This window comes from Blautia sp. An81, from assembly GCF_002161285.1.
GTDB lineage: Bacteria > Bacillota > Clostridia > Lachnospirales > Lachnospiraceae > Blautia > Blautia ornithocaccae.
This window is the reverse complement of sequence record NZ_NFHH01000002.1, coordinates 93,106-114,126: the sequence shown is the minus strand read 5'-3', so window position 1 is coordinate 114,126 and position 21,021 is coordinate 93,106. Positions and strand designations below refer to the sequence as shown.

The following is a 21,021-nucleotide window of genomic DNA, read 5'->3' as shown; positions in this document are numbered from 1 at the left end:
GATGCTGCGGATATCGCCCTTCCGCCCATATTTCAGTCTGATATCATCATAACATGAATTTTCCATATCGACAATTATCATAAGCTATGATATATATTGTTATATCAGAGGCAATATGACCTCAATCATAATTTCAGGGGGGATTTTTTATGTCAAAAAAAGACGCCTCCGTAAATCAGATTACGGAAGGGGTTATATGGAAACAGCTGCTGATCTTTTTCTTTCCCATTATGCTGGGAACTCTTTTTCAGCAGCTCTATAATACGGCAGACGCCGTGGTCGTAGGCCGGTTCGTGGGAACTAAAGCTCTGGCGGCAGTAGGGGGCTCTACCGGCCAGATCACGAACCTGATCGTAAACTTCTTCGTGTCCCTGGCTTCCGGCGCTACGGTTATCATTGCCCGGTATTATGGAGCCAAAAACAAGAAAGATCTGAACGATACCCTTCACACCGCCGCCGCTCTTTCCATAGTAGGCGGTATCATCACCACCATCATCGGTATCGCTCTTGCGCCGGTTCTTTTGGAGATGATGAAAACACCTGCAGATGTTATGCAGGATTCTGTCACCTATCTGCGAATTTATTTTGCAGGTATTATTTTTGTGTTTATTTATAACGTTGGCTCCGCCATTTTAAGAGCTGTGGGAGATTCTACCAGGCCCCTGTACTACCTTATTGTCTGCTGCTTTATCAATATCTTTCTGGATATCCTTCTGGTAGTAGGTTTTGGTATGGGAGTAGCAGGCGCCGCTATAGCCACTGTAATTTCTCAGGTGGTCAGTGCCGTTCTGGTGGTTCACGCACTGATGAAATCCACAGACATGTACCGCCTTCATCCCAAAGAAATCCGGTTCCATCGGTTTCTGCTGATCTCCATTGTCACCATTGGGCTTCCGGCTGGTATCCAGTCTATTATGTATAATATTTCCAATATTATCATCCAGACTTCCCTCAATAATCTGGGAACTGATACTATGGCCGCCTATACAGCTTTTGGAAAAATCGATGCCATCTACTGGATGATCTCCGGTGCTTTCAGCGTATCCATCGTAACCTTTATTGGGCAAAATTACGGTGCCGGTAAATATGACCGTATGAAAAAAAGTGTTAAAGTCTGCCTGCTCCTGGACTTTATCGCTTCTCTCCTGGTAAGTGCTCTGCTGCTGCTTTTGGGAAGGTATCTGCTCCAGCTCTTTACCACTGACCCGGAAGTCATTGAAATCGGCATGGAGATCATACAGATTATCGCTCCTTCCTATGTTCTCTTTATCTTTATAGAAATCCTGTCCAGTGCCCTGAGAGGCATGGGCAATGTACTGGTCCCCATGATCATGACCTGTACCGGTGTGTGTATCCTCCGTATCCTCTGGATTTTCCTGGCAGTGCCTCACTGGCCTGGAGTACGGACTATCCTGATGAGCTACCCCATCTCCTGGGGGCTTACCGCAGTGCTCTTCATTATTTATTATTACTTTGATCAAAAGAAATTTTTTAAAATCCATCAGTAAGGAGAATTTGCTTTATGAATCTCGAGTTTAAGGGGAAGCCGGAGCTGATCCGGTCTGTAGAAGAAGGAAGCCGCCTTCTCTTATCAGAAAACAACAATAACCAGGATGGCTCTCTTACAATTATTTTGGAAGAGAGCCTCGATGCCGCCAAGGCTTCTATTGAAAAAAAAGACCATTCCTGCACCATTCGTTTCCAGGATCCGGTTCTCTACTTCCGTCTTTTTAATTATGTCCTTCATCACAGCGGAGAAGATTTCTCTCTGGAAGAAAATCCTTACTTCCAAAAGCGGGGTTTTATGCTGGACTGTTCCAGAAATGCCGTAGCTGCCCCGGAAAAGCTCAGGTCCATTATCCGAAGACTGGCCAAAATGGGAATGAACCAGCTCTTTCTTTATATGGAAGACACTTATGAGGTACCGGATCATCCCTACTTTGGCACCTACAGAGGCCGGTATACCCGTGAAGAGCTGCAAAGTTTGGACAGTTACTGCAGCCTCTTTGGCATAGAGCTTGTTCCCTGTATCCAGACCCTGGCTCATCTTCACAGTTTTCTTAGGTGGCATAATTCTGAAAATCTGAGAGACACCGGCGATATTTTAAAAGCCGGATCTGAGGAAGTTTATGCCTTTATCCGCAGCCTTCTGGAATCTCTGAAATCTTCCTTTACCACCCGGAATATCCACATCGGTATGGATGAGGCCCATATGCTGGGACTGGGAAATTATCTGAAGGAAAATGGATATGAAGAAAGTTCTGTGATCATCCGGAAACATACAGAAAAAGTCCTGGAGCTTTGTAAGGATGCCGGATGGAATCCCATGATGTGGAGTGATATGTATATCACTGCCAATACGGTCGGGGGCTACTATGATGTGAAAGCCTCCACAGATATTTCTGGCTGGGAAAAACCGCCCAAAGAACTGGGAATGGTATACTGGGACTATTATAATACCCGCAGGGATATCTACCACAATATGCTCCGGGTCCACAAGGAGCTGTCAGACCGAGTAATCTTTGCCGGCGGCGTCTGGAACTGGAACGGAATTTCACCCAACTACGGTAAAGCTTTCTGCTGCAGCCGTCTGGCCCTTGGAGCCTGCCGTCAGGAAGGAATTCAGGAAGTATTTGCTACCGGATGGATGGACAACGGCGCAGAAACTCCCATTGATGCCATCTGGCCGGGCCTTGCCGTCTTTTCCTTCCTCTGTTTCCACGAAGATTTATATGAGGAAGAGCTAAGCACTTATTTCCGGGACTGCATCGATGGCAATCTGGAGGATTTTCTTCTTTTGGATTCCCTGGACTCTCTTTTCAAAGGCTCTGGAAAAAATCTTACTGCAGATAATCCTTCCAAGTACCTTCTGTACCAGGATCCTATGCTGGGACTTTTTGACTTTCATCTGAAAGACGTGGATACCCGGACCTACTATCAGTCCCTGGGTGATAAGCTGAAGACCATCTCTGAAACACCCGGAGAATATCAGGAGTTTTTCAGATTCTATGCTTATCTGGCTTTGGTCCTTGCTCAGAAGGCTGACCTTGGCCTCCGGATAAAATCCGCCTACGACGCCGGTGACTTATCCACATTGAAGGAAATTTCTGAAGAAGTTATCCCCAATATTCAGAAGGATCTGGCCCAAATGCACACTGCCAGAGAAAATCTCTGGTTCACCGATGCCAAGGCTTTCGGCTATGAGCTTCTGGACATCCGGTTGGAAGGTGTAAAAGCCCGCCTGAAAAACTGTCAGAGAAGGACCCGCAGCTGGCTGGAGGGCCAGACTTCCCGCCTGGAAGAGCTGGAACAGGAACGCCTGCCCTACTGGGAACTGGGTAATATGAACCCTCATGACCCCAAAGCAGAATTAAGAGAAAATCTCTGGGACAAGATCATCAGCGGCTGTGACCTGGTGGATACCGTATAAAAAATGCCCCCTCTTTTGGCCGAGCACACATGTTTCTGCCAAAAGAGGGGACTTCACTATTTATAGAGAGAATTATTCCAGAGTATCTATCTGAATCTCCCCTTCTATATCAGCAGTGATCTTATTCCCCAGGTTATACACTGTACTGCTGATCACGTATTCTCCTCTATTAATAAACACCTCTATAAGATTTTTGTCCACATAGATTTCCAACAGATCTCCCTCTTTCACTTCCGGAGAAACTGCGGTCTGTCTCCAGCCTCTGTGTTCCCGGAAAACCCGGGTCCGGTCTGTGCAGATGCAGTTGTTTCTGCGGCTGATAAGATATCCCCCGATATCCAGGGATTCCCCTTCTTTCAGTTCCAGTGTCAGCCGATATCCGGCTTCATGGGCCTGTGCAGGGGAAGTGATCTTTTTGGTAAACCTTTTCTCAATATTTGGATGAGGATGGAAGTATATATGCCCTTTTTTTACCTCTGCTACTCTGGGAATACAGAACATTCCCCTCCACTTTCCATCTACAGCCTCAGGCATACGGATCCATCCTGTCACTACCCTGCGCCCCTCCTCATCCAGGGTACTCTGAGACGCATACAGATCCAGTCCGTAGTCCAGAAACTGATAGGTATCCGGAAATCCTACTGAGCAGTCCTTTTCCTGAAATTCTACCACCATACACACTGCATGATTGGCCTCTTTATTTTCTTCCTGAAGGATTCCCATAGGAGAAAGCATAAGTATGGTCTGCCCCTGGACCTCAAAAAGGTCCGGGCATTCCCACATCCATCCTCTTTCCTCTTTTCCGGCCTGATTTACAAAAATCCAGTTCTCCAGATCCTGACTTTTGTAGAAGAGAATTTTCCCCTGCTTTTCCTGGTCCGTAGTTCCCAGTACCATATACCAGGCATCTTTCCCTCTCCATACCTTGGGATCTCTGGTATGGGTCCTGTCTCCCTTCTCTCCTTCCATAAAGGCCGGAATGATCACCTTTTTCCCTGAAAAATTGTCAAAGCTGAAACCATCTGGCGATGTGATCATCATCTGTGTCGCCTGGTATTTATCCCCAGGACATTTATGGATATTTTCCCGGTCTGTTTCATCATAGTGGATTCCCGTATAATAAAGATACATTTTCCCTTCATGTTCCACAGCACTTCCGGAAAAGCAGCCGTTCTGATCTTCGTATCTGGTGGGAAACAGGGCCACGCCCTTGTGCTCCCATTCCGTGAGATCGCTGCTGACCGCATGTCCCCAGTGCATGGTCCCCCACTGAGGGGCATAGGGAAAATACTGGTAAAACAGGTGATACTGTCCTTTATAATAAATAAAACCATTAGGGTCGTTGATCCAGTTCCCTGGTGCTTTTAAATGTATTCTGTCTTTCTTCATATCGAAACTGTCCCCTTTTATAGTAATGGAAAATGGGACCGCCCATGAACACAGAATCTGAATGTTTCATGGGGCAGTCCCCAAACGAATAGCATCTCTGGCTGCCTTTGGGCAGGAGCCTTATTTCACTGCTCCGGCAACAACTCCGCCGATAATCTGCTTTTGCAGCGCTACGTACAAGATCATGATCGGTATTACGCACAGCAGAAGACCTGCCATGATCGTTCCGTAATCCGCTGAATATGTACCGTAGAAGCTGTACGTGGAAAGGGGTAACGTTAAAAGCTTCTTATCTGTAAGTACCAAAGATGGAAGAAGGAAATCATTCCAAAAAGACATGGCGTTCAAGATCACCATTGTGGAAATCGTAGGTTTCAGCAATGGAAATACGATCTTGAAAAATGTCTGGATATGTGTGCAGCCGTCAATGTAGGCCGCTTCTTCCAGGGCTATAGGTACATTTCCCTTTATAAACCCATGGAACATAAACACGGACATTGCCATGGAAAATCCTGTGTGCATGAAGATCAAAGTGATTCTGTGGTTCAGGATATTCAGCGTGCCTCCGTAAATACTTACCAGAGGGATCATGATCGCCTGGAAAGGTATGATCATGGAAGCAACCATTAGAGCAAAAGTAATCTTAGAAATCTTATTATTGTGTCTCACGATATAGTAAGCCAGCATGGTTCCCAGAATAGTAACCAGCACAGTGGCAGAAACGGTTACGATCAGAGAATTTTTAAAAGCATTCAGAAAGTCCATCTGGTTGAAGGCATTGACAAAGTTGTCAAAGGAAAGTCCCTTAATGGTAAACAGCCAGGAAAAAGGACTCTTGATGATATCCCGTTTCTGCTTTAAGGAATTGATCAGTACCATAAGGAAGGGAAACATATAAGTAATAAAAATAACGATCAATACTGCCATTGCGATAACATTCTGAACCTTTCTCTTGGTTCCGCCGATTTTTTTCTGATTCATTATGCTTCCACCTCCTGTTTCTTTGTGAGATATACCTGAAGACCGCTGATACATGCTACTACGATGAACAGGATCAGGGCTTCAGCCTGGCCTGCGCCGAACTGCCTGGAAGTAAAGGCTTTTTCATATACATGCATGGCTGCCATTTCTGTAGTGCCGTAAGGACCTCCTGCAGTAAGAGAAAGGTTTACATCGTAAACCATGAAGGCTCTTGATAAGGTCAGGAACAGGCAGATCGTGATAGAGGACATCATCAGAGGAAGTACGATCTTTCTCATCTTTAACCATCCGGAAGCTCCGTCAATGCTGGCTGCTTCCATAACGTCTTCGCTGAGTCCCATAAATCCTGCCACATAGATCAGGATCATATATCCGGAAAGCTGCCATACAGAAACCAGTACCATAGCCGCAAAGGCCTTGTTTGGATCTGAGAGCCAGGAGGCTTCAAAAAGACTCCAGCCGGTGCTTTCTCCAATATTTACAAACACTCTGGAAAATACGAACTGCCAGATATATCCCAGAACGATACCTCCGATCAGATTCGGTGTAAAGAAGCCTGCCCGGAAGAAGTTCTGGCCTTTAAATCCTCTTGTAAGAAGATAGGCGATGGCAAAGGCGATAATATTTACCAGCAGCACTACAAGGATCACATATTTAAAAGTCAGCAGCATAGATGTCCAAAATTCATGGTCTTCGATCACCTTCTGGAAGTTGGCAAGGCCGATAAAGTTCTTTACCTCGGCTACGCCGTCCCAGTCCGTAAAGGTAAGGTAAACGCCGTATATAAAAGGGATAATCACTACTGCAAAGAAGCAAAACATTCCCGGCAGCGCGAAAATACCGAAATCTTTTCCTTTATTCTTTGATTTCATCATTCAACCTTCTTTCTTATTCCTGTTCTGCCCAATAATCCTCAATGGATCCTATCAGTTCCTCCCGGTCACTTCTGCCTGCCAGATATTTCTGCATGGCTGCTCCCAGCACAGACCAGTGGTCATTAGGAACAATAGCAGATGCATTAAAGGCTTCTCCCCTCTGTACCTTCTCATAAATGTCACGGCTTAAAGGATCTGCCGGTTCATAAGGATTGTTCTGGAAGGGCGGTATCAGATTACAGGTATTTACCAGCATCTGCTGGCCGATCTCGCTGTATACGATCCAGTTCAGAAACTCTCTTGCCGCAGCCTTTTCTTCCTCAGAAGCCATCTGTCCATCCATCATGATCTGCTTGGAAGGTGAGCCCTGGATCATCTGGTTGGCAAAATCTGTTTCATCATCGCTCATGAAGAATGGAAGGAATCCGTATTCGTCCTCTTTCTCAGCTCCTGCCTCTTCCAGGTTCGGCCATGCCCAGTTTCCATTGACCCAGAAAACCGTCTTTCCATCTGCAAGGTCAATGGCCATCTCATCATAGTCGGCTCCCAGAGGATCTGCTTTCGCCACATTATATTTCTTCAGTACATCAAAAGTATCCAGAAAACCTGTCATACGGTCATAAGATTCCAGGTCCAGGCTTCCGTCCTTGATCTCCTCAATAATCTCCTGGGCCCCTGCTGAAGTTCCGTCATAGGTCTCATAAATATACTGTAAAAGATGAGCGCCTAAAGACCAGTCTTCCTTTGCCACAGAAATTGGTTTTTCCACTCCGGCTGCCACCAGCTCCTCTAAGATTTCTGTAAAGTCCTCTCTTGTCTTAATAGAGGAAGGATCAAACTCCTCTCCCAGAGCTTCCTCGATAGCTGCCTTATTATAGATAATCCCTCTTCCCTCAATACACAGGGGGAAACTGTATACTTTTCCGTTCACTTTTGTAAGGTAATCCTCTGCCTCAGCCGTCCAGTTCTCTCCTGACAGGTCCTCTCCCTTCTCCTCAGCCAGAGCGATTACATCTGTGGTATCCAGAATAGACAGTGTAGGAGGCGTTCCGGAATTATACAGGCTTACCACCTTGGTATAGGGAGATTCACCGTCTGTAACCGGCATAACCTCCACATGGACTCCTGACTTCTCCTCAAACACTTTCCCCATTTCTTCCAGGGCAACCTGGATTTCTGCTTTGGAATTCAGCAGCGTAATGCTAGTCCCGTTCAGGCTGGAGTCATACTGAAAGCTGTCCACAGACATGTCTATGGGAATTTCCTCCTCCACCTCATTGGGATCATCCGGGTCACTGGCAAAACCAAATGTACAGCCAGACAGCCCCACAGCCGTCATAGCCACCACAAGTCCTGCGGCAATGACCTTTGCAGCCATTTTTCTTTTCATAGCCTTTCCCTCCAATTTCTTTGTTTACCCTTCGTTCAGGTTTCTTTTTGTAACCGGTTAAGTAACCGGTTACTTTATGCTCATATCTTAACACCTGCACAATACAGCGTCAAGGCCATTTTAGAACTTTGTAAATAGTACACAATTTCATCAGTCTCGTTTTATCTATGTTGAACATAACCGGTTACGTAACCGATTACTTCTTGTTACTCTCATAGTTTTCTGCTATACTGTTTCTTAAAGAAAACACTGGCACCGCCCCTGGCAGAGCCTGTATTTCATGGAAAAGCAGGCCAGCCTGGGCAGCAGCCGAATATTTTAATGGAGATATTATGAGCGAGAAAAAAAATATAACTTTTGACGATATTGCAAAGTATACAAATTTTTCAAAGACCACCATCTCCCGCTATTTCAACCATCCGGACTCTCTCACCCTGAAAAATCAGGAGATCATCGCCAAAGCTCTGGAGGACTTAAACTATAAAGAAAATAAGGTGGCCCGGATCCTGGCTAACGGAAAAACGGAGTTTATCGGTATTATCATCCCTGGACTTCACAATCACTTCCATTCAGAAATGCTGAATAAAATCCTGCTGACCTATGAAAAATTCGGGTACAAGTTTCTCGTTTTTATCGGAAATGAGCGGGAAGAGACAGAGCGGCAGTATATCCAGGAGCTGATGGCTTACAAAATTGAAGGACTGATTATCTTAAGCTTTACCATTCCCTCCAAGGAGCTTGCAGATCTTCAGATTCCCATTGTGACCATAGAAAGAGAAGATAAATATGTGTCCAGTGTCAACACAGACAATTATATGGGAGGTATACAGGCCGCAAGCCTTCTGGCTAAGCATCAGTGCGATGTCCTTTTCCATATCACTGCTCCCACGGCCCAGGAAATTCCCTCCTATGGACGAATTCAGGGATTCCTGGATCTATGTAAGGAAAAGGGTCTGGAGCATCAGGTAATCTATAAAGATTTTGGAGCTGCCTATGAAGAGATAGAAAAAGTTCTCCGGGAAGTCCTGACAGAACTGGAACAGAAATATCCTAAACAGAAAAAAGGGATTTTTATGTCCAACGATACTCTGGCAAATGTGCTGGTAAACCTGCTGATCCGTAAATATGGCCGTATGCCTGAAGATTATCTCATTGTGGGCTTTGACAACTCTCCCATTTCCAGAGAAGCTGTGGTTCCCATCAGTACCGTGGGCCAGCAGATCGACAAAATTGCTCTGGAGGCAGTGAGCCTCCTTGTAGACCAGATGAATGAACGAAAAAAAAGAAAACCGGCTCCTCTGAAGGAACCGGTCCATAAAGTTATCACTCCTATCCTATTCCGAAGGGAAACCACAGAGGGGCCGCTGTAGCGGCTCCTTTCCTCTGGCCTTTCCCAGCACTTTGCCTGCTCTTCTGTCATCTTCCAGTTTTTCCATAGCCTTTAACTCTTTTCAACTCTTCTTTGCTCGGCAGAACTGTTTGATACTTGCTGTTCTTCTTCATAAATTCTGCAGCCAATTTCATAATAGGCGTATACCATAGATAAATTAACGGCTGTTTTTGAATGCGCCATATCATCGAAAGGCCTATTTAATAATTGGTCAGAAGGTGTCTGACCAATTCACTTCCACTTTTTACACTCTTTTAAGTTAAAATTTTATTATACCGTTGCGAATTATAAGTAGCCAAATACCTATATAGAATGTACCTCTCCATAATCAAAAATTCCTGTTTTCATTTTATTATTGACTTTTTATGATGTCAACAACATAGTAAGAACACCAGAAAAGCGGAGCGTTCTCACGCTCTCAGCCCCCGGTCCATCAGCCGGCAGAATATCACCGCCACCCCTGTACTCACCGCCGTGGCCGCAATCGCCGGCCCTACGATTGCCGTAGGATTTACACTGCCGTACTGGCTTCGGTAGGCAATGATATTTACAGGTATCAGCTGTATAGAAGAAATATTAATGATGAGGAAGGTGCACATTTCATTTCCTGCAATTCCTTTTCCTCTGGCCTTTCCCGGCGCTTTGCCTGCTCTTCTGTCATCTTCCAGTTTTTCCAGTTCTTCCATAGCCTTCAGCCCAAAAGGTGTGGCCGCCCAGCCAAGGCCAAGAAAATTGGCGATCATATTTGCAGATATGTATTCCAAAGATCTGTGTGCTTCCGGTATCCGGGGAAATAAAAAATGAAGCAGCGGCCTCATTGCATTAGTAAGCCGATCCACCAGGCCAGAAGCCCTGGCAATCTCCATCAGCCCCACCCACATGGCCACGATTCCCGCCATGGTAATGCAAAGAGACACTGCCTCTTCCGCAGAGGAAAGGGCAGCCTCCGTTACTTCATTCATGTTTCCGGTAATTCCCCCGTATATGATTCCCACCAGAAGCATACCGCCCCAGAGATAATTCAGCATAGGGAACTCCTAAACTTTTCTTAATTAACTATATGAGGGATTTTCTGATATTATTTAATACTATTTTATTTCTTAACCTCCATAATTGCTTTTATGCATTCATTACAGTTCTTATTCTGATCCACATTATAAATATGGCATACAATATTTCTTCCCTTTTCCAGCAATGCACTTACTCCCGCACTATAGTATCTTGGAACATAGCCGAAAACTTTTCCGTCCTCGCTCAGCATTTGCACTGCGTTGTTGTCATACGCATTGTCTTTTTCCTGTTTTAGATATACTTGGTCTCCTCTAGTGATTTCTGTCGCTTTTTCGCAATTTTTACCACTGCACTCCAAATAATGCCGAACTCCTGCCACATAAAAAATATGCTTTACAGCTTGGTCAGTATCCAAGATTGGGTCAATAAATTCTAGACTGTCAATAGGTAACCGGGCCCCGCTTCTTTTTAGCAATATATATTCGTCGTATTCTTCCAAATCATATTTGTCTAAAATTTTTTTAATATCCTTTCTCTTTCTGTCTGGCAGTCGGCTTGCAAAAATCGGAAAAAGTTTATCACTCTTATATACTTTATTCAAATCCTGAAAACATAACAAAGGCATAAATCCGTCATTTATCGCAGTCTCCACATCTGAATAATACTGAAATTCATACTGTCCATTTTTGATTAATTGCCCTACAATATACTGTTTTCTGGACTTCTCTGATTTCCAAATCAAATAAAGATAGTCTTTGCCGTCTTTGATTGACATATTTACGCCTCTTTTCCATAAACAATTCTACTGAAAACCTTTTACCCCTCTACGGCAGTCCCCGTCACAGTTCCCGACTGGCTCTCCTCCTTGTCACTGTCCAGAGAAGAGTTGATTACCGCCGGTTCTGTGCCATACTGATCTGCCAGACTTTGGGAATACTCCTCTATCCGGGAAATAATCCCTTCCCCGGTATCTCCTTCCACAGGCGTGGGCTGGTAATCATTGACTCCCTGAGCCCAGGAGCCGGAAATCTTTACTGGAGTGATATTGGTTACATTATCCCCCACCAGTTCTCCATCCTCCAGGGTAAAAGTCTGCTGAAAGATCATAGCATCCATATCATTTGGCCCGGAATTTCCTCCGAAACAGAAATTGCCCAGACTATAGACAATGTTCTTTCCTTTATATGTCTCGATTCCCTGAAGTACATGAGGATGATGTCCCAGGACCAGGTCTGCGCCGTGGTCTATAGCTGAATGAGCCAGATCCACCTGAATCTCATTGGGGACGTTGGTGCGCTCGATTCCCCAGTGGAAAGAGGCGATGATGAGCTGAGCCCCCTGTTCCTTCAGACTCTCGATATTTTGGATCATCTCTTCCTCGCATCCCATATGGTCCGCCAGCTCATATGTTCCCACAAGGCCTACTTTAACACCTTTTACATCCAAAAGAGCTGTTCTGTCATAACCGAAGGTAGGGATGCCGGCATTCTCCATAATCTCTATGGTGTCGGTATAACTCTGCTCTCCATAGTCACGGCTGTGATTATTTGCCAGATTGGCCGCTTCCACAGAACCTTCTGTAAGGATCTGCACATATTCCGGATCCCCTTTAAAAGCAAACTGCTTAATCTCCCTCTGGAGTTCCTCTGCGGTGAGAATACCTTCCATGTTCACGATTGTCAGATCATCCTGAGAAAATACAGGAAGCACCTTCTGGAAAAAATATCCCGGATCCTGCACTGCCTCATATTTTGCCGGAAGACTGGTGGCATAGTAAAAGTTCTCATCTGTTCCCAAAGTACAGTCTCCTGCAGCGCTGATGGTAAGACTGACCTTCTCCGGCTCTTTTTCCTGGACTTCCTGGGCCTGTTGTTTCTGTTTCTCTTCTTCCTGCTGCCGCTCCGCCCCTGCAGCCATTGCCCGTATTGCCAGCACCAGTATCAAAAGAAGAAGCGCTCCTCCTGCAGCCCCTCCCAGGATCATTTTCTGCCTGCGGACCTGACGGCGCCGCATTTCCATTTTTCTCTCTCGTTCCCTCTGTCTTTTCTTTCTGTTCTCCTCCATAGTTTATCTCCCGTACTTGCTTACGCCAGATTCAGGATTCCTGAAGCAGACTCTGATAAATATCACGTTTGCTCACGCCTCTGTCTTTTGCCACCTGCTTCATAGCCTCCTTCTTCTCCATGCCCCGGCTCAGATACAGCTCCATGTGCTCTGCCACAGACATGTCTTCCCATTTCCTTCTCTCTTCTTCTCTTATTTCCTCTCTGGATTTTCCCTCCAGCACCAGTACGCATTCTCCCTTTGGAGGATTGTCCTGATACCATTTCCATGCCTCTTCCAGTTTTCCCTTAAAGACTGTCTCGTGTTTTTTGGTCAGCTCTCTGCACACAGCAACATCTCTGTCTCCCAGTTCATGGAAAAGTTCCTCTAAGGTTTTCACCAGCCGGTGAGGGGCTTCATAGAGCACCAGAGTCCTGGTATCTCTCTTCATTTCTTCCAGGATTTCCTGACGTTCTTTCTTATCCTGAGGCAGAAAGGCCTCAAAGGAAAACCGTCTGGCAGGCAGACCCGACATGGTAAGAGCCGTGATACAGGCCGCCGGTCCCGGTACAGAAGTAACCTGGATTCCCGCCTCCCAGCACATGGCCACCAGTTCCTCTCCCGGGTCTGAAATCCCCGGCGTCCCGGCATCTGTAATAAGGGCTACCTGCTTTCCCTCTTCCATCTGACTTACCAGCCATCTGCCTTTATCGTATTTGTTATATTCATGATAACTGGTCATGGGTGTCTTTATCTCAAAATGATTCAGAAGCTTCCTGCTGTTCCTGGTGTCCTCCGCCGCGATCAGATCCGCTTCTTTTAATATACGCAGAACCCGGAAAGTAATGTCTTCCAGATTTCCAATAGGCGTTGCACATAAGTATAGCTGTCCCTTCATTTTTTCCACTCCTGTCCGTAAATGTCCAGAACCTCCCTGGCGTATACACCAGGAGCCTCATAGACGATAAGAGGCTTTTCCACAGTCATTCTGGAACGCCCCCCTCTCATCCCCTCGATCAGCACCAGATTAGGTTCTTTATCCACATAGGGATATACCAGCCGCATTCTTTTTGGCTCTATCTTATAACGGACCATAGCCGACAGGATCTCTGCCAGCCGGAAAGGCCGGTGTACCATATAGAATCTGCCCCTGGGCCGCAGGACTTTTGCTCCCTGCTCCAGAATGTCCTCCAAAGTACATAATGTCTCATGGCGGGCAATGGTCTTTGCCTGATTTTCTCCCGTAAGTCCGTGGCTGCCGATCATATAGGGAGGATTGGTGACCACTACATCAAAAGAAGAGTTTCCGTATATCTGTGAAGCCTCTTTAATATCTCCCAGTGTAATGGATATGTCTTCCTCCAGGTGATTGTAAGCCACACTTCTTCTGGCCATTTCAGCGCTTTCTTCCTGTATCTCCAGTCCTGTATATTTTCCCTGGGGGTACCGGGCTTTTAATAAAATAGGGACGATTCCTGTGCCCGTCCCCATATCCAGCGCCTTCTCTCCCGGTCTAACCTGGGCATACCAGGAAAGAAGCACTGCGTCGATGCCAAAACAAAACTGCGAAGGGTTCTGTATCAGCATGTATCCGTTCTGGAGGTCATCCAGCCTCTCATCTTCTCTGATCAGTCTGTTCTCTTCCATGAATGGATGATCCTTTCTCCTATTTATCCTTTTCCAGTTCTTTTAAAGCTTTCATCTCTTCAGGGCTGATCTTAATCTTATCTTTTTTCTGTCTGGATTTAAATTTCAGCTCTGAGGCCTGATACTCTCTCACTTCCTTCTCGTCTTCCACATCCACCACTACTTTCACCAGCTGGCGGAGGACATTGACACTCTGCACTTCCCCTTTCAGTCCTTCCGGGGTAGTTACCTTGTCTCCTGTGTTGGGAAGTTTCCGGTTCAGTTCTTCATAGTTTTCTTCCTCATTTTTCAGACAGCACATCAGCCGTCCGCAGACTCCGGATATTTTAGAAGGATTCAGTGACAGATTCTGCTCCTTTGCCATTTTTATGGAAACAGGGGCAAACTCTGAAAGGAAGGTATGACAGCATAATTCTCTGCCGCAGATTCCGATACCTCCCAGAATCTTGGTCTCATCTCTGACACCGATCTGACGAAGTTCTATCCTGGTCTTGAAAACTGCCGCCAGGTCCTTCACCAGCTCCCTGAAGTCAATCCTTCCATCTGCAGTAAAATAAAAGAGGATCTTATTATTATCAAAGGTATACTCCACATCAATAAGTTTCATTTCCAGGTTATGTTCCCGGATTTTTTTCTGACAGATCTTATAGGCTTCTCTTTCCTTCTTCCGATTTGTCTCTTCTTTCTTGTCATCCTGAGCATTGGCAATACGGATAACATCCTTTAAAGGCTGAACAACCTTTTCTTCCTTTACATCTCTTGGGGCCAGCACCACGTTGCCATACTCTACTCCTCTGGCAGTCTCTACGATTACGTGGTCTCCGGCTTTAATATCCAGATCTTTAGGTGAAAAATAATAGATTTTTCCTACGTTGCGAAATCTTACTCCAATTACTCTTATCATGTCAGTTCTCCCTGATTGTCAGGAACAGAAGCTCCATGGTCAGTTCAAAATTAACATTGGCCTGAAGCCGCACCTTGGCAGTCTCAATAGCCTTGATAATATTTTCCAGACCCTCGTAGGAACTTTTGTCCGCCCGATTTTTTATGTCTTTATACTCCTGTCTGAATACCAGACCGTCTATCTCATGTGTAGCCTTGAACATCAGCACATCCCGGAACCATACGAGAAACAGATCCAGATACTCATAGATGGTATGCTTTTCTTCCGAAAGAGCCTTAATGGCGTCTACCATCTCATACACTTCCATATCCTTGCTTCTTTTCAGTATCCTGAGAGCAGCCTCCATCATCTGAGAAAAATCCTCTGCCGTGGCAATCTGCTTTGCTTTTCCCACATTTCCCTGGGCAAATGCCACACTGACCTCTGCCTGATAGTCGGGAACATGAAGTTCTTCCATAAGATATTTCTTTATAACTTCATCTCTCACCGGCTTAAAGTTCAGGGTCACACATCTGGAAGAAATAGTAGGCAGCAGAGAACCACCGTTATTTACCAGCAGAAGGATTACCGCATAAGCCGGCGGCTCCTCAATGGTCTTCAAAAGAGCATTCTGAGCCTGGACGGTCATTTTTTCCGCTTCATCTACAATGTAAATCTTATAGGGACCGGTATATGGCTTGATGGCCACATCTCCGATAAGCTGTTCCCTGATATCCTCAATACCGATAGAGTTGGGTTTCTCATGGGTAACATAAATAATATCCGGATGATTCCGGTTCATGGCTTTCTTACAGGAACTGCACTGCAGACAGGGCTCTTTCCCATGTTTCTCGCACTGCAATGTCATGGCAAACAATTTTGCCAGAAGCTTCTTGCCGCTTCCCTTTTCTCCTGCAAAAATATAGGAATGGGAAACCTTGTCCATAGCCGCAGCATTCTGTAAATGTTTGATCACTTCTTCATGTCCTAATACTTTTTCAACTAACTGCATTGCAATCCACCTCAATTCCTGCTTGTTTTTGCAAATTTTCATTATGTAATTATAGCACAGATTTTTTCATTACTGCAACGTTTGTATACAGGTTTTCAATTCCTTTACACAGCTTTCCAGTTCAATATTCTCAAAGTGCCTTTCAATTCCTGCTTTTTTCAGATTTTCCAGAGAAAAATCTTCCTCATCTGCCAGGAATCTCCTGCACATTTCCGCATATTTAGGCTCAGGCTGAAACTCTTCCCTGCGGATTGCCCGTTTCAGCCGTTCTCCATCCTCTACCTCTATATAAAGGGGGCATATCTTCTCTTCTCCGTAATAATCTTTCATGTGGAGATAGGATTCCAGAGTACCGATTCCCAGATAATTCCTCTGTTCCAGCTGAACCTGTCCATCGTCAGCAGTAAAATAAATCCAGGGGCCGTAGACTGTCTGGTAAGTTCTGGATTCAATAATCTTTCCCTGGGCCTCATATTCCTTAAAGGTTTCCTCTCCTACAAAATAGTATTCCCGCCCCGGCTGTTCCCCCTGGCGCATAGGCCTGGTAGTGTAAAGGACAATATTCCTTAAGGCCAGCTCCCGGTCTTCCAGCAGCCTTCGATATATAGTATCCTTTCCTGAAGAACTTTTACCCATGATATAAAATATTTTTCCCATCTCTTCCCTCTTTATCTCTTTTTCACTGTTTTTATTCTCTTCTGTGTATAATCTGACAGGCCCTGGAGGCGGATTCCCTCCTTTTCCCACCGGACTGCCTGTTCTATGAACTCTTCGGTAATCTCTTCTCCCGGAACCAGCAAAGGAATCCCCGGGGGGTACAGATAGGCAAATTCTCCGGAAATGAGCCCTCTGGACTCTGTCAGGTTTCTCTCCTCCTGTTCCCTCTCCATAGCCTGTGATATAGACAGGATCTGCCGGGAACAAAGTTCCTGGGGATAATCTGTAAAACTCAGCGGTTTTCTTTTGTACCCTTTCATCAGCCTGGAATCAATTTCCAGCAATGCCTCTGCCAGCCTCTGAAAGCCCTCCTCTGTGTCCATAAGACTGGTAAGGGCCAGGACATACTTAGGGGCCTCCATCTCCAGCTCCAGACCGTATTTCTCCCTGAGTATCCGGTGCAGAGAAGGACCGTCTATATTTGCCCCTTCTCCTGAAATTATAATTTTTGACAGATCCAGATCAAAAATCCCTTTCTGTCCCAGAAGCTCCTTCCCCGGCAAATATAGGGTCTTCATCTGAGCCAGAACCCTTCTCCATTTGTCCAATCGGCATACATACTTCTCAAATTCTTCTTCTCCCCGTTGTTCCACATAGCGGAGGCAGGCCGTTATAGAGGCCATAAGCAGATAAGAAGGGCTGCTGGTCTGGTAGATGCCCAAAAACCTCTCCAGTCTTTCCCTGGACACCAGTTCTGACTGGTTGTGAAGAACCGCCGTTTGGGTCAGAGAAGGTAATGTTTTATGTAAGCTTTGTATCACAATATCTCCGCCCTGATACAGGGCAGATTCTGGAAAATAATCGTGAAAAGGCAGATGGGCGCCGTGAGCCTCATCTACAATAAGAGGAATCCCATATCTGTGAACCGTCTCAGCGATCTTTTTCACATCAGACAAAATCCCGTCGTAAGTAGGTGACGTGATCAGCACTGCCTGAATCTCCCCATCTGCTGCCAGGGCAGCCTCCACATCTTCCGGACAGATTCCTCCGTTGAGCCCCAGACTCTCCTCCCAGGAAGGATACAGGTATACCGTCTCCAGTTCTCTCAGGCAGGCTGCATGGTAAGCTGCCTTATGGCAGTTCCTGGCCATAAGGAGTTTCCCTCCTGGTTTCGTACAGGCAGACACTGCTGCCAAAATCCCTGCCGTACTTCCGTTGATCAAAAAATAAGTCTGCTTTGCCCTGAAGATTTCTGCCCCATATTCCTGAGCTTCCTTCAGGATACCCTCTGCATGGTGGAGATTATCGAATCCCGTAATCTCCGTAATATCTTCCAGATATGGATTTTCCAGATAAGGCGTCACTGCCTGTCTTTTATGCCCCGGCATATGAAAGGGATAGGCTTCTCCTCTTCCGTATTTATACAATTCTCTGTCCAGATATTTTCCCTGACTCATTATTCCAAGGCTCCTTTTACTGTCTTTTTTCTATATATTTTTCTCTGATTCCTATTGGAAAAAGACTCTGCCCTTCCCCGAAGGAGCAGTCTTCTTCCCTCAGGATTTCTTGTATAGATAAGATGGTATTTACCGATATAAGGCTTCATGTCTTTTCGGAAATTTTCCGCTTTTTCCCTGGTTCCAGAAAAAACCTGGGGTACGCAGAAATATTCTACAGGTTTTTCTATGTTTCGTCCATAGACAAGAAGATATCTCTGATTATCTATAGGTTTCAGCATATCTGCCAGGGCCTGGGCAAAGACTGTCTTTTCTCTGTCCGTCCCTCCGCTAAGCCATGCCCAGAAGCGGATTCCTATCTCCTCCTCTGTGGCAGCCTCACAGGAGGATAAGATATACCCTCTCTTCTTCAAAGCAGCCAGCAGTCCTCTGCTCAAAGCTTTGTACCGGCTCATTGGAGTAAGCCACCAGATCAGTTTCTTTCCCCAAAGAAATGTACCTGCAACAAAGACTGCCGAAAGGATAAAGAAGATGAGATTAGAAAACATGGTTCCCCTGGTTATATTCACTCGTACCAGTGTATTGCAGATCTGCATAAGCAAAAGCAGGATCTGGGCTCCCAGGGCGTTATAAAAATGTACGCCCCGACGGCTGCTCTTTTTCTCCGTGCCGCACTGGTCCGCCATCTCCATTTTCTCATAAAAGCACACATCTTCTTTCCATTGTCCGGCAACGATTTCCCGGTGGCTGGACAGCTCCTCCATCTCCAGATTGATCTGCTGCACATGGGTGGGATCATAAGGCGGTGAAATAATAGTAAGCCTTTCCATTCCATTTTCAATCCTGCTGCCGTCATAGCGAAGCCCTGGTATCCCTTCCATTCTTCTCTTTAATGTATAGAAATCCTGGGACAATTCCGGCTCCTGTATTCCCATTTGTTTCCTTTCTCTTTGTTCCTTTGGCTGCAAAAGGCAGACCAGATGCCAGATATTGCTGACTTTATCCGGTTTTTCCTTATTTACCCGGATAGCTCTTCCTCTCATCTGATTTCCCAAAACATAAGAGCCTACAAAACTGGCAAGAATAAGGGAATTAATACAGGGAGAATCCCAGCCTTCACCCAGAAGAGATTTGGTGCCGATAAGAATCTGGATGTCTCCCCTTTCAAAAAGCCTGGTCATAATTTGAATATAGATATGTTGTTTTCCCTGTACTGCTGCCTCTGTATAGCCAAGAGCCCCTCCTCTGCTGTCTGTAAGGGGCTTCAATTCTGGTTCCAGACCTGACGCTTCCAGAGCAGCCTCCTTCAGAAACTTCTCTTTTGCAGAATCTGGAAAGACAAGAAGACTTCCGCAGAGCACTCCCAGTTTCCAATCCATCCCTTGTCTCCTGAGAAGCTCGAATATGGGCAGAACTCCAATATTTCCCACTTCTTTTTCCGGCTCTCCCAGAGACTTTCTGGCCTCTTTCCTTACATAGTCCGTAAGGATCAGCATCCTCAGTTCTTCTCTTTCAGAAGCATACTCCCGGAAAGCAATCCTGCAGATACTATCCATCTTTCCCACGCTGTTTGCCAGCATTCGTTCTATTCGGCTGTTCATCAAAAAGCAGACCTTTCCCTTTTCTATGAGACCGGCTGCTTTCAGCTTTTTCATCAGTTCTTTCTGATAGTTTTCATAGCAAGTGTAGCTTTCTCTATCCTCGTAAAGAAAGCCCTGGAGAAATATTTCCATCCATTTTTCTGACATATCCGGCAGGCTCTCGATTCCCAAAACCTGGAGCCAGGCAGGTGAAAAGGAAATTCCCATACACTGGCAGTAAATCAGCAGGGAAGACAGGTAAGCCGGATTCTCCAGCATTTGGTCAAAATAATTCTCATAATCCAAAAGGGCCCTATGGGAAGCTGCAGCCTCTCTCAGCCTGGAATCTCCAAGAACTTCTTCAAACATCTCATCAGAAGTCATCCGAAACTGTTCCAGCTGTCTTTCCTCATCCCCTGCCGGATAATTGAAGTATACATAGTCCTGGTGAGGACAGAGGCTGCCTTCTTTTACCAATTCAGGAATCGTTATTTCTGCATCGATTTCTCCGCACATCCTGATATACCGTTCCCACTGGGCAGGAGTGGAATCATAGGGCGGTGTGGCAGTCAGACTGATCACCGTCACATCTTTCATTTCCTGCATAAAGCTTTCCAGGGCCTTCCACCACTCATTTTTCAGATGATGGCACTCATCCAGACAGATTGTTCTGATTCCTGCCTTACGAACAGTTTCCAACAGTTGAAAATCTGAAAAATCCACAGTCTCCGGCTCTTCCCCCTCCTGTTCCTCTTCTGTTCCCTGATAACCTTTTACAGAAGAATAGAGGGTCTGATAAGTTACAGAGGTAATCAAAGCCGGAGATTTCAGGTTGTTGGAAAGCAGCCCATTATTTTTTTCTTCTGTAAGAAAGAACTGGCGGATACGTTCCAGCCACTGCTCCCGGATCACGATCCTGGGGGAAAATATCAGACAGGGCTGGCCAGCCCTTCGTATCAGTTCAATTCCCAGGGTAGTTTTTCCTGCCCCCGGAGCCGCTACAATATGTATTTTTCCGTCCTCCAGATATTTATCAGCTTCCTCCAGCACTCTGTTTTGATAGTTTCTCCAGGTTCCTTTAAAGGAAAGAACACCTTCGTAAATATTTTCTCTTTTCACAGCAGCCTCCTATATACATTCCGGACTCGTTCCTGTAAGTCCCTGCGCCGGATTTGGGGCCGCAGCTAAAAAATCACGGCTCCTAATGTTCTTTCATTATACTATAAAAAGAAAAAGGGGCAAAGCCCAGGATTCACACTGAACTTTACCCTTTTTA

Annotated in this window: 17 protein-coding genes; 3 read left to right on the top strand and 14 right to left on the bottom strand. The window is 45.6% G+C overall.

The genetic code is table 11. The annotated features are described in order from the left end of the window. Positions 1-149: 149 nt before the first annotated feature. Together B5G33_RS02410 and B5G33_RS02405 are read left to right on the top strand one after the other, a co-directional pair. The gene (locus B5G33_RS02410; RefSeq protein WP_087416620.1) at positions 150-1,508 is read left to right on the top strand and encodes an MATE family efflux transporter; all 1,359 of its coding nucleotides are present in this window, start codon (positions 150-152) and stop codon (positions 1,506-1,508) included. A 14-nt stretch (positions 1,509-1,522) separates the two neighbouring features. Continuing rightward, positions 1,523-3,430, top strand: coding sequence for a beta-N-acetylhexosaminidase (locus B5G33_RS02405; RefSeq protein WP_087416619.1), 1,908 nt, complete (start codon positions 1,523-1,525; stop codon positions 3,428-3,430). Between the two features lie 72 nt (positions 3,431-3,502). Here the strand turns inward: B5G33_RS02405 and B5G33_RS02400 are convergent, their stop codons facing one another. The 4 genes from B5G33_RS02400 to B5G33_RS02385 all read right to left on the bottom strand — a co-directional run bounded on the left by B5G33_RS02400 (position 3,503) and on the right by B5G33_RS02385 (position 8,053). After that, the gene (locus tag B5G33_RS02400; RefSeq protein WP_087270274.1) at positions 3,503-4,819 is read right to left on the bottom strand and encodes a glycoside hydrolase family 32 protein; all 1,317 of its coding nucleotides are present in this window, start codon (positions 4,817-4,819) and stop codon (positions 3,503-3,505) included. A gap of 120 nt (positions 4,820-4,939) precedes the next feature. Then, positions 4,940-5,800: a carbohydrate ABC transporter permease gene (locus B5G33_RS02395; RefSeq protein ID WP_087416618.1), complete on the bottom strand. Its 861-nt coding sequence runs from the start codon at positions 5,798-5,800 to the stop codon at positions 4,940-4,942. Continuing rightward, positions 5,800-6,672 (bottom strand): carbohydrate ABC transporter permease, encoded by an 873-nt coding sequence (locus B5G33_RS02390; RefSeq protein WP_087416617.1) that lies wholly within the window; start codon positions 6,670-6,672, stop codon positions 5,800-5,802. The genes B5G33_RS02395 and B5G33_RS02390 overlap by 1 nt, the downstream gene beginning before the upstream one ends. Positions 6,673-6,688: 16 nt before the next feature. After that, positions 6,689-8,053 carry an ABC transporter substrate-binding protein gene (locus tag B5G33_RS02385; RefSeq protein WP_087270579.1) on the bottom strand — a complete coding sequence of 455 codons (1,365 nt, stop codon included), beginning with the start codon at positions 8,051-8,053 and terminating at the stop codon, positions 6,689-6,691. Positions 8,054-8,397: 344 nt separating this feature from the next. Between B5G33_RS02385 and B5G33_RS02380 the strand changes: the two genes are divergently transcribed. After that, positions 8,398-9,435 (top strand): LacI family DNA-binding transcriptional regulator, encoded by a 1,038-nt coding sequence (locus tag B5G33_RS02380; RefSeq protein ID WP_087416616.1) that lies wholly within the window; start codon positions 8,398-8,400, stop codon positions 9,433-9,435. A gap of 430 nt (positions 9,436-9,865) precedes the next feature. Here the strand turns inward: B5G33_RS02380 and B5G33_RS02375 are convergent, their stop codons facing one another. The 10 genes from B5G33_RS02375 to B5G33_RS02330 all read right to left on the bottom strand — a co-directional run bounded on the left by B5G33_RS02375 (position 9,866) and on the right by B5G33_RS02330 (position 20,864). Then, on the bottom strand, positions 9,866-10,483 hold the full coding sequence (locus tag B5G33_RS02375) for a nucleoside recognition domain-containing protein (RefSeq protein WP_087270263.1): 618 nt from the start codon (positions 10,481-10,483) through the stop codon (positions 9,866-9,868). Positions 10,484-10,548: 65 nt separating this feature from the next. After that, on the bottom strand, positions 10,549-11,241 hold the full coding sequence (locus B5G33_RS02370) for an HIRAN domain-containing protein (protein WP_087416615.1): 693 nt from the start codon (positions 11,239-11,241) through the stop codon (positions 10,549-10,551). A 41-nt stretch (positions 11,242-11,282) separates the two neighbouring features. Further along, entirely contained in the window at positions 11,283-12,530 is a 1,248-nt protein-coding gene (locus tag B5G33_RS02365; RefSeq protein WP_242974445.1) for a CapA family protein, read from the bottom strand. Positions 12,531-12,561: 31 nt separating this feature from the next. Then, entirely contained in the window at positions 12,562-13,407 is an 846-nt protein-coding gene (gene rsmI, locus B5G33_RS02360; RefSeq protein ID WP_087416614.1) for a 16S rRNA (cytidine(1402)-2'-O)-methyltransferase, read from the bottom strand. Continuing rightward, positions 13,404-14,156 (bottom strand): tRNA1(Val) (adenine(37)-N6)-methyltransferase, encoded by a 753-nt coding sequence (locus tag B5G33_RS02355; RefSeq protein WP_087416613.1) that lies wholly within the window; start codon positions 14,154-14,156, stop codon positions 13,404-13,406. Before B5G33_RS02355 ends, rsmI begins: the two co-directional genes overlap by 4 nt. Before the next feature lie 19 nt (positions 14,157-14,175). Next, positions 14,176-15,060: a PSP1 domain-containing protein gene (locus B5G33_RS02350; RefSeq protein WP_087270250.1), complete on the bottom strand. Its 885-nt coding sequence runs from the start codon at positions 15,058-15,060 to the stop codon at positions 14,176-14,178. Between the two features lies 1 nt (position 15,061). Further along, on the bottom strand, positions 15,062-16,051 hold the full coding sequence (gene holB / locus B5G33_RS02345) for a DNA polymerase III subunit delta' (protein WP_087270247.1): 990 nt from the start codon (positions 16,049-16,051) through the stop codon (positions 15,062-15,064). A gap of 69 nt (positions 16,052-16,120) precedes the next feature. Next, the gene (locus B5G33_RS02340; RefSeq protein WP_087416612.1) at positions 16,121-16,708 is read right to left on the bottom strand and encodes a guanylate kinase; all 588 of its coding nucleotides are present in this window, start codon (positions 16,706-16,708) and stop codon (positions 16,121-16,123) included. A gap of 11 nt (positions 16,709-16,719) precedes the next feature. Continuing rightward, positions 16,720-18,165, bottom strand: a complete 1,446-nt coding sequence (locus tag B5G33_RS02335) for an aminotransferase class I/II-fold pyridoxal phosphate-dependent enzyme (RefSeq protein WP_087416611.1) — start codon at positions 18,163-18,165, stop codon at positions 16,720-16,722. Beyond that, complete coding sequence (locus tag B5G33_RS02330; protein ID WP_087416610.1) at positions 18,165-20,864, bottom strand: DEAD/DEAH box helicase family protein; 2,700 nt, start codon at positions 20,862-20,864, stop codon at positions 18,165-18,167. Before B5G33_RS02330 ends, B5G33_RS02335 begins: the two co-directional genes overlap by 1 nt. Positions 20,865-21,021 lie beyond the last annotated feature (157 nt).

Coding starts and splice junctions, on each gene's coding strand:
- B5G33_RS02410 (WP_087416620.1), top strand. CDS start 150: ATGTCAAAAAAAGACGCCTCCGTAAATCAGATTACGGAAGGGGTTATA.
- B5G33_RS02405 (WP_087416619.1), top strand. CDS start 1,523: ATGAATCTCGAGTTTAAGGGGAAGCCGGAGCTGATCCGGTCTGTAGAA.
- B5G33_RS02400 (WP_087270274.1), bottom strand. CDS start 4,819: ATGAAGAAAGACAGAATACATTTAAAAGCACCAGGGAACTGGATCAAC.
- B5G33_RS02395 (WP_087416618.1), bottom strand. CDS start 5,800: ATGAATCAGAAAAAAATCGGCGGAACCAAGAGAAAGGTTCAGAATGTT.
- B5G33_RS02390 (WP_087416617.1), bottom strand. CDS start 6,672: ATGAAATCAAAGAATAAAGGAAAAGATTTCGGTATTTTCGCGCTGCCG.
- B5G33_RS02385 (WP_087270579.1), bottom strand. CDS start 8,053: ATGGCTGCAAAGGTCATTGCCGCAGGACTTGTGGTGGCTATGACGGCT.
- B5G33_RS02380 (WP_087416616.1), top strand. CDS start 8,398: ATGAGCGAGAAAAAAAATATAACTTTTGACGATATTGCAAAGTATACA.
- B5G33_RS02375 (WP_087270263.1), bottom strand. CDS start 10,483: ATGCTGAATTATCTCTGGGGCGGTATGCTTCTGGTGGGAATCATATAC.
- B5G33_RS02370 (WP_087416615.1), bottom strand. CDS start 11,241: ATGTCAATCAAAGACGGCAAAGACTATCTTTATTTGATTTGGAAATCA.
- B5G33_RS02365 (WP_242974445.1), bottom strand. CDS start 12,530: ATGGAGGAGAACAGAAAGAAAAGACAGAGGGAACGAGAGAGAAAAATG.
- rsmI (WP_087416614.1), bottom strand. CDS start 13,407: ATGAAGGGACAGCTATACTTATGTGCAACGCCTATTGGAAATCTGGAA.
- B5G33_RS02355 (WP_087416613.1), bottom strand. CDS start 14,156: ATGGAAGAGAACAGACTGATCAGAGAAGATGAGAGGCTGGATGACCTC.
- B5G33_RS02350 (WP_087270250.1), bottom strand. CDS start 15,060: ATGATAAGAGTAATTGGAGTAAGATTTCGCAACGTAGGAAAAATCTAT.
- holB (WP_087270247.1), bottom strand. CDS start 16,051: ATGCAGTTAGTTGAAAAAGTATTAGGACATGAAGAAGTGATCAAACAT.
- B5G33_RS02340 (WP_087416612.1), bottom strand. CDS start 16,708: ATGGGAAAAATATTTTATATCATGGGTAAAAGTTCTTCAGGAAAGGAT.
- B5G33_RS02335 (WP_087416611.1), bottom strand. CDS start 18,165: ATGAGTCAGGGAAAATATCTGGACAGAGAATTGTATAAATACGGAAGA.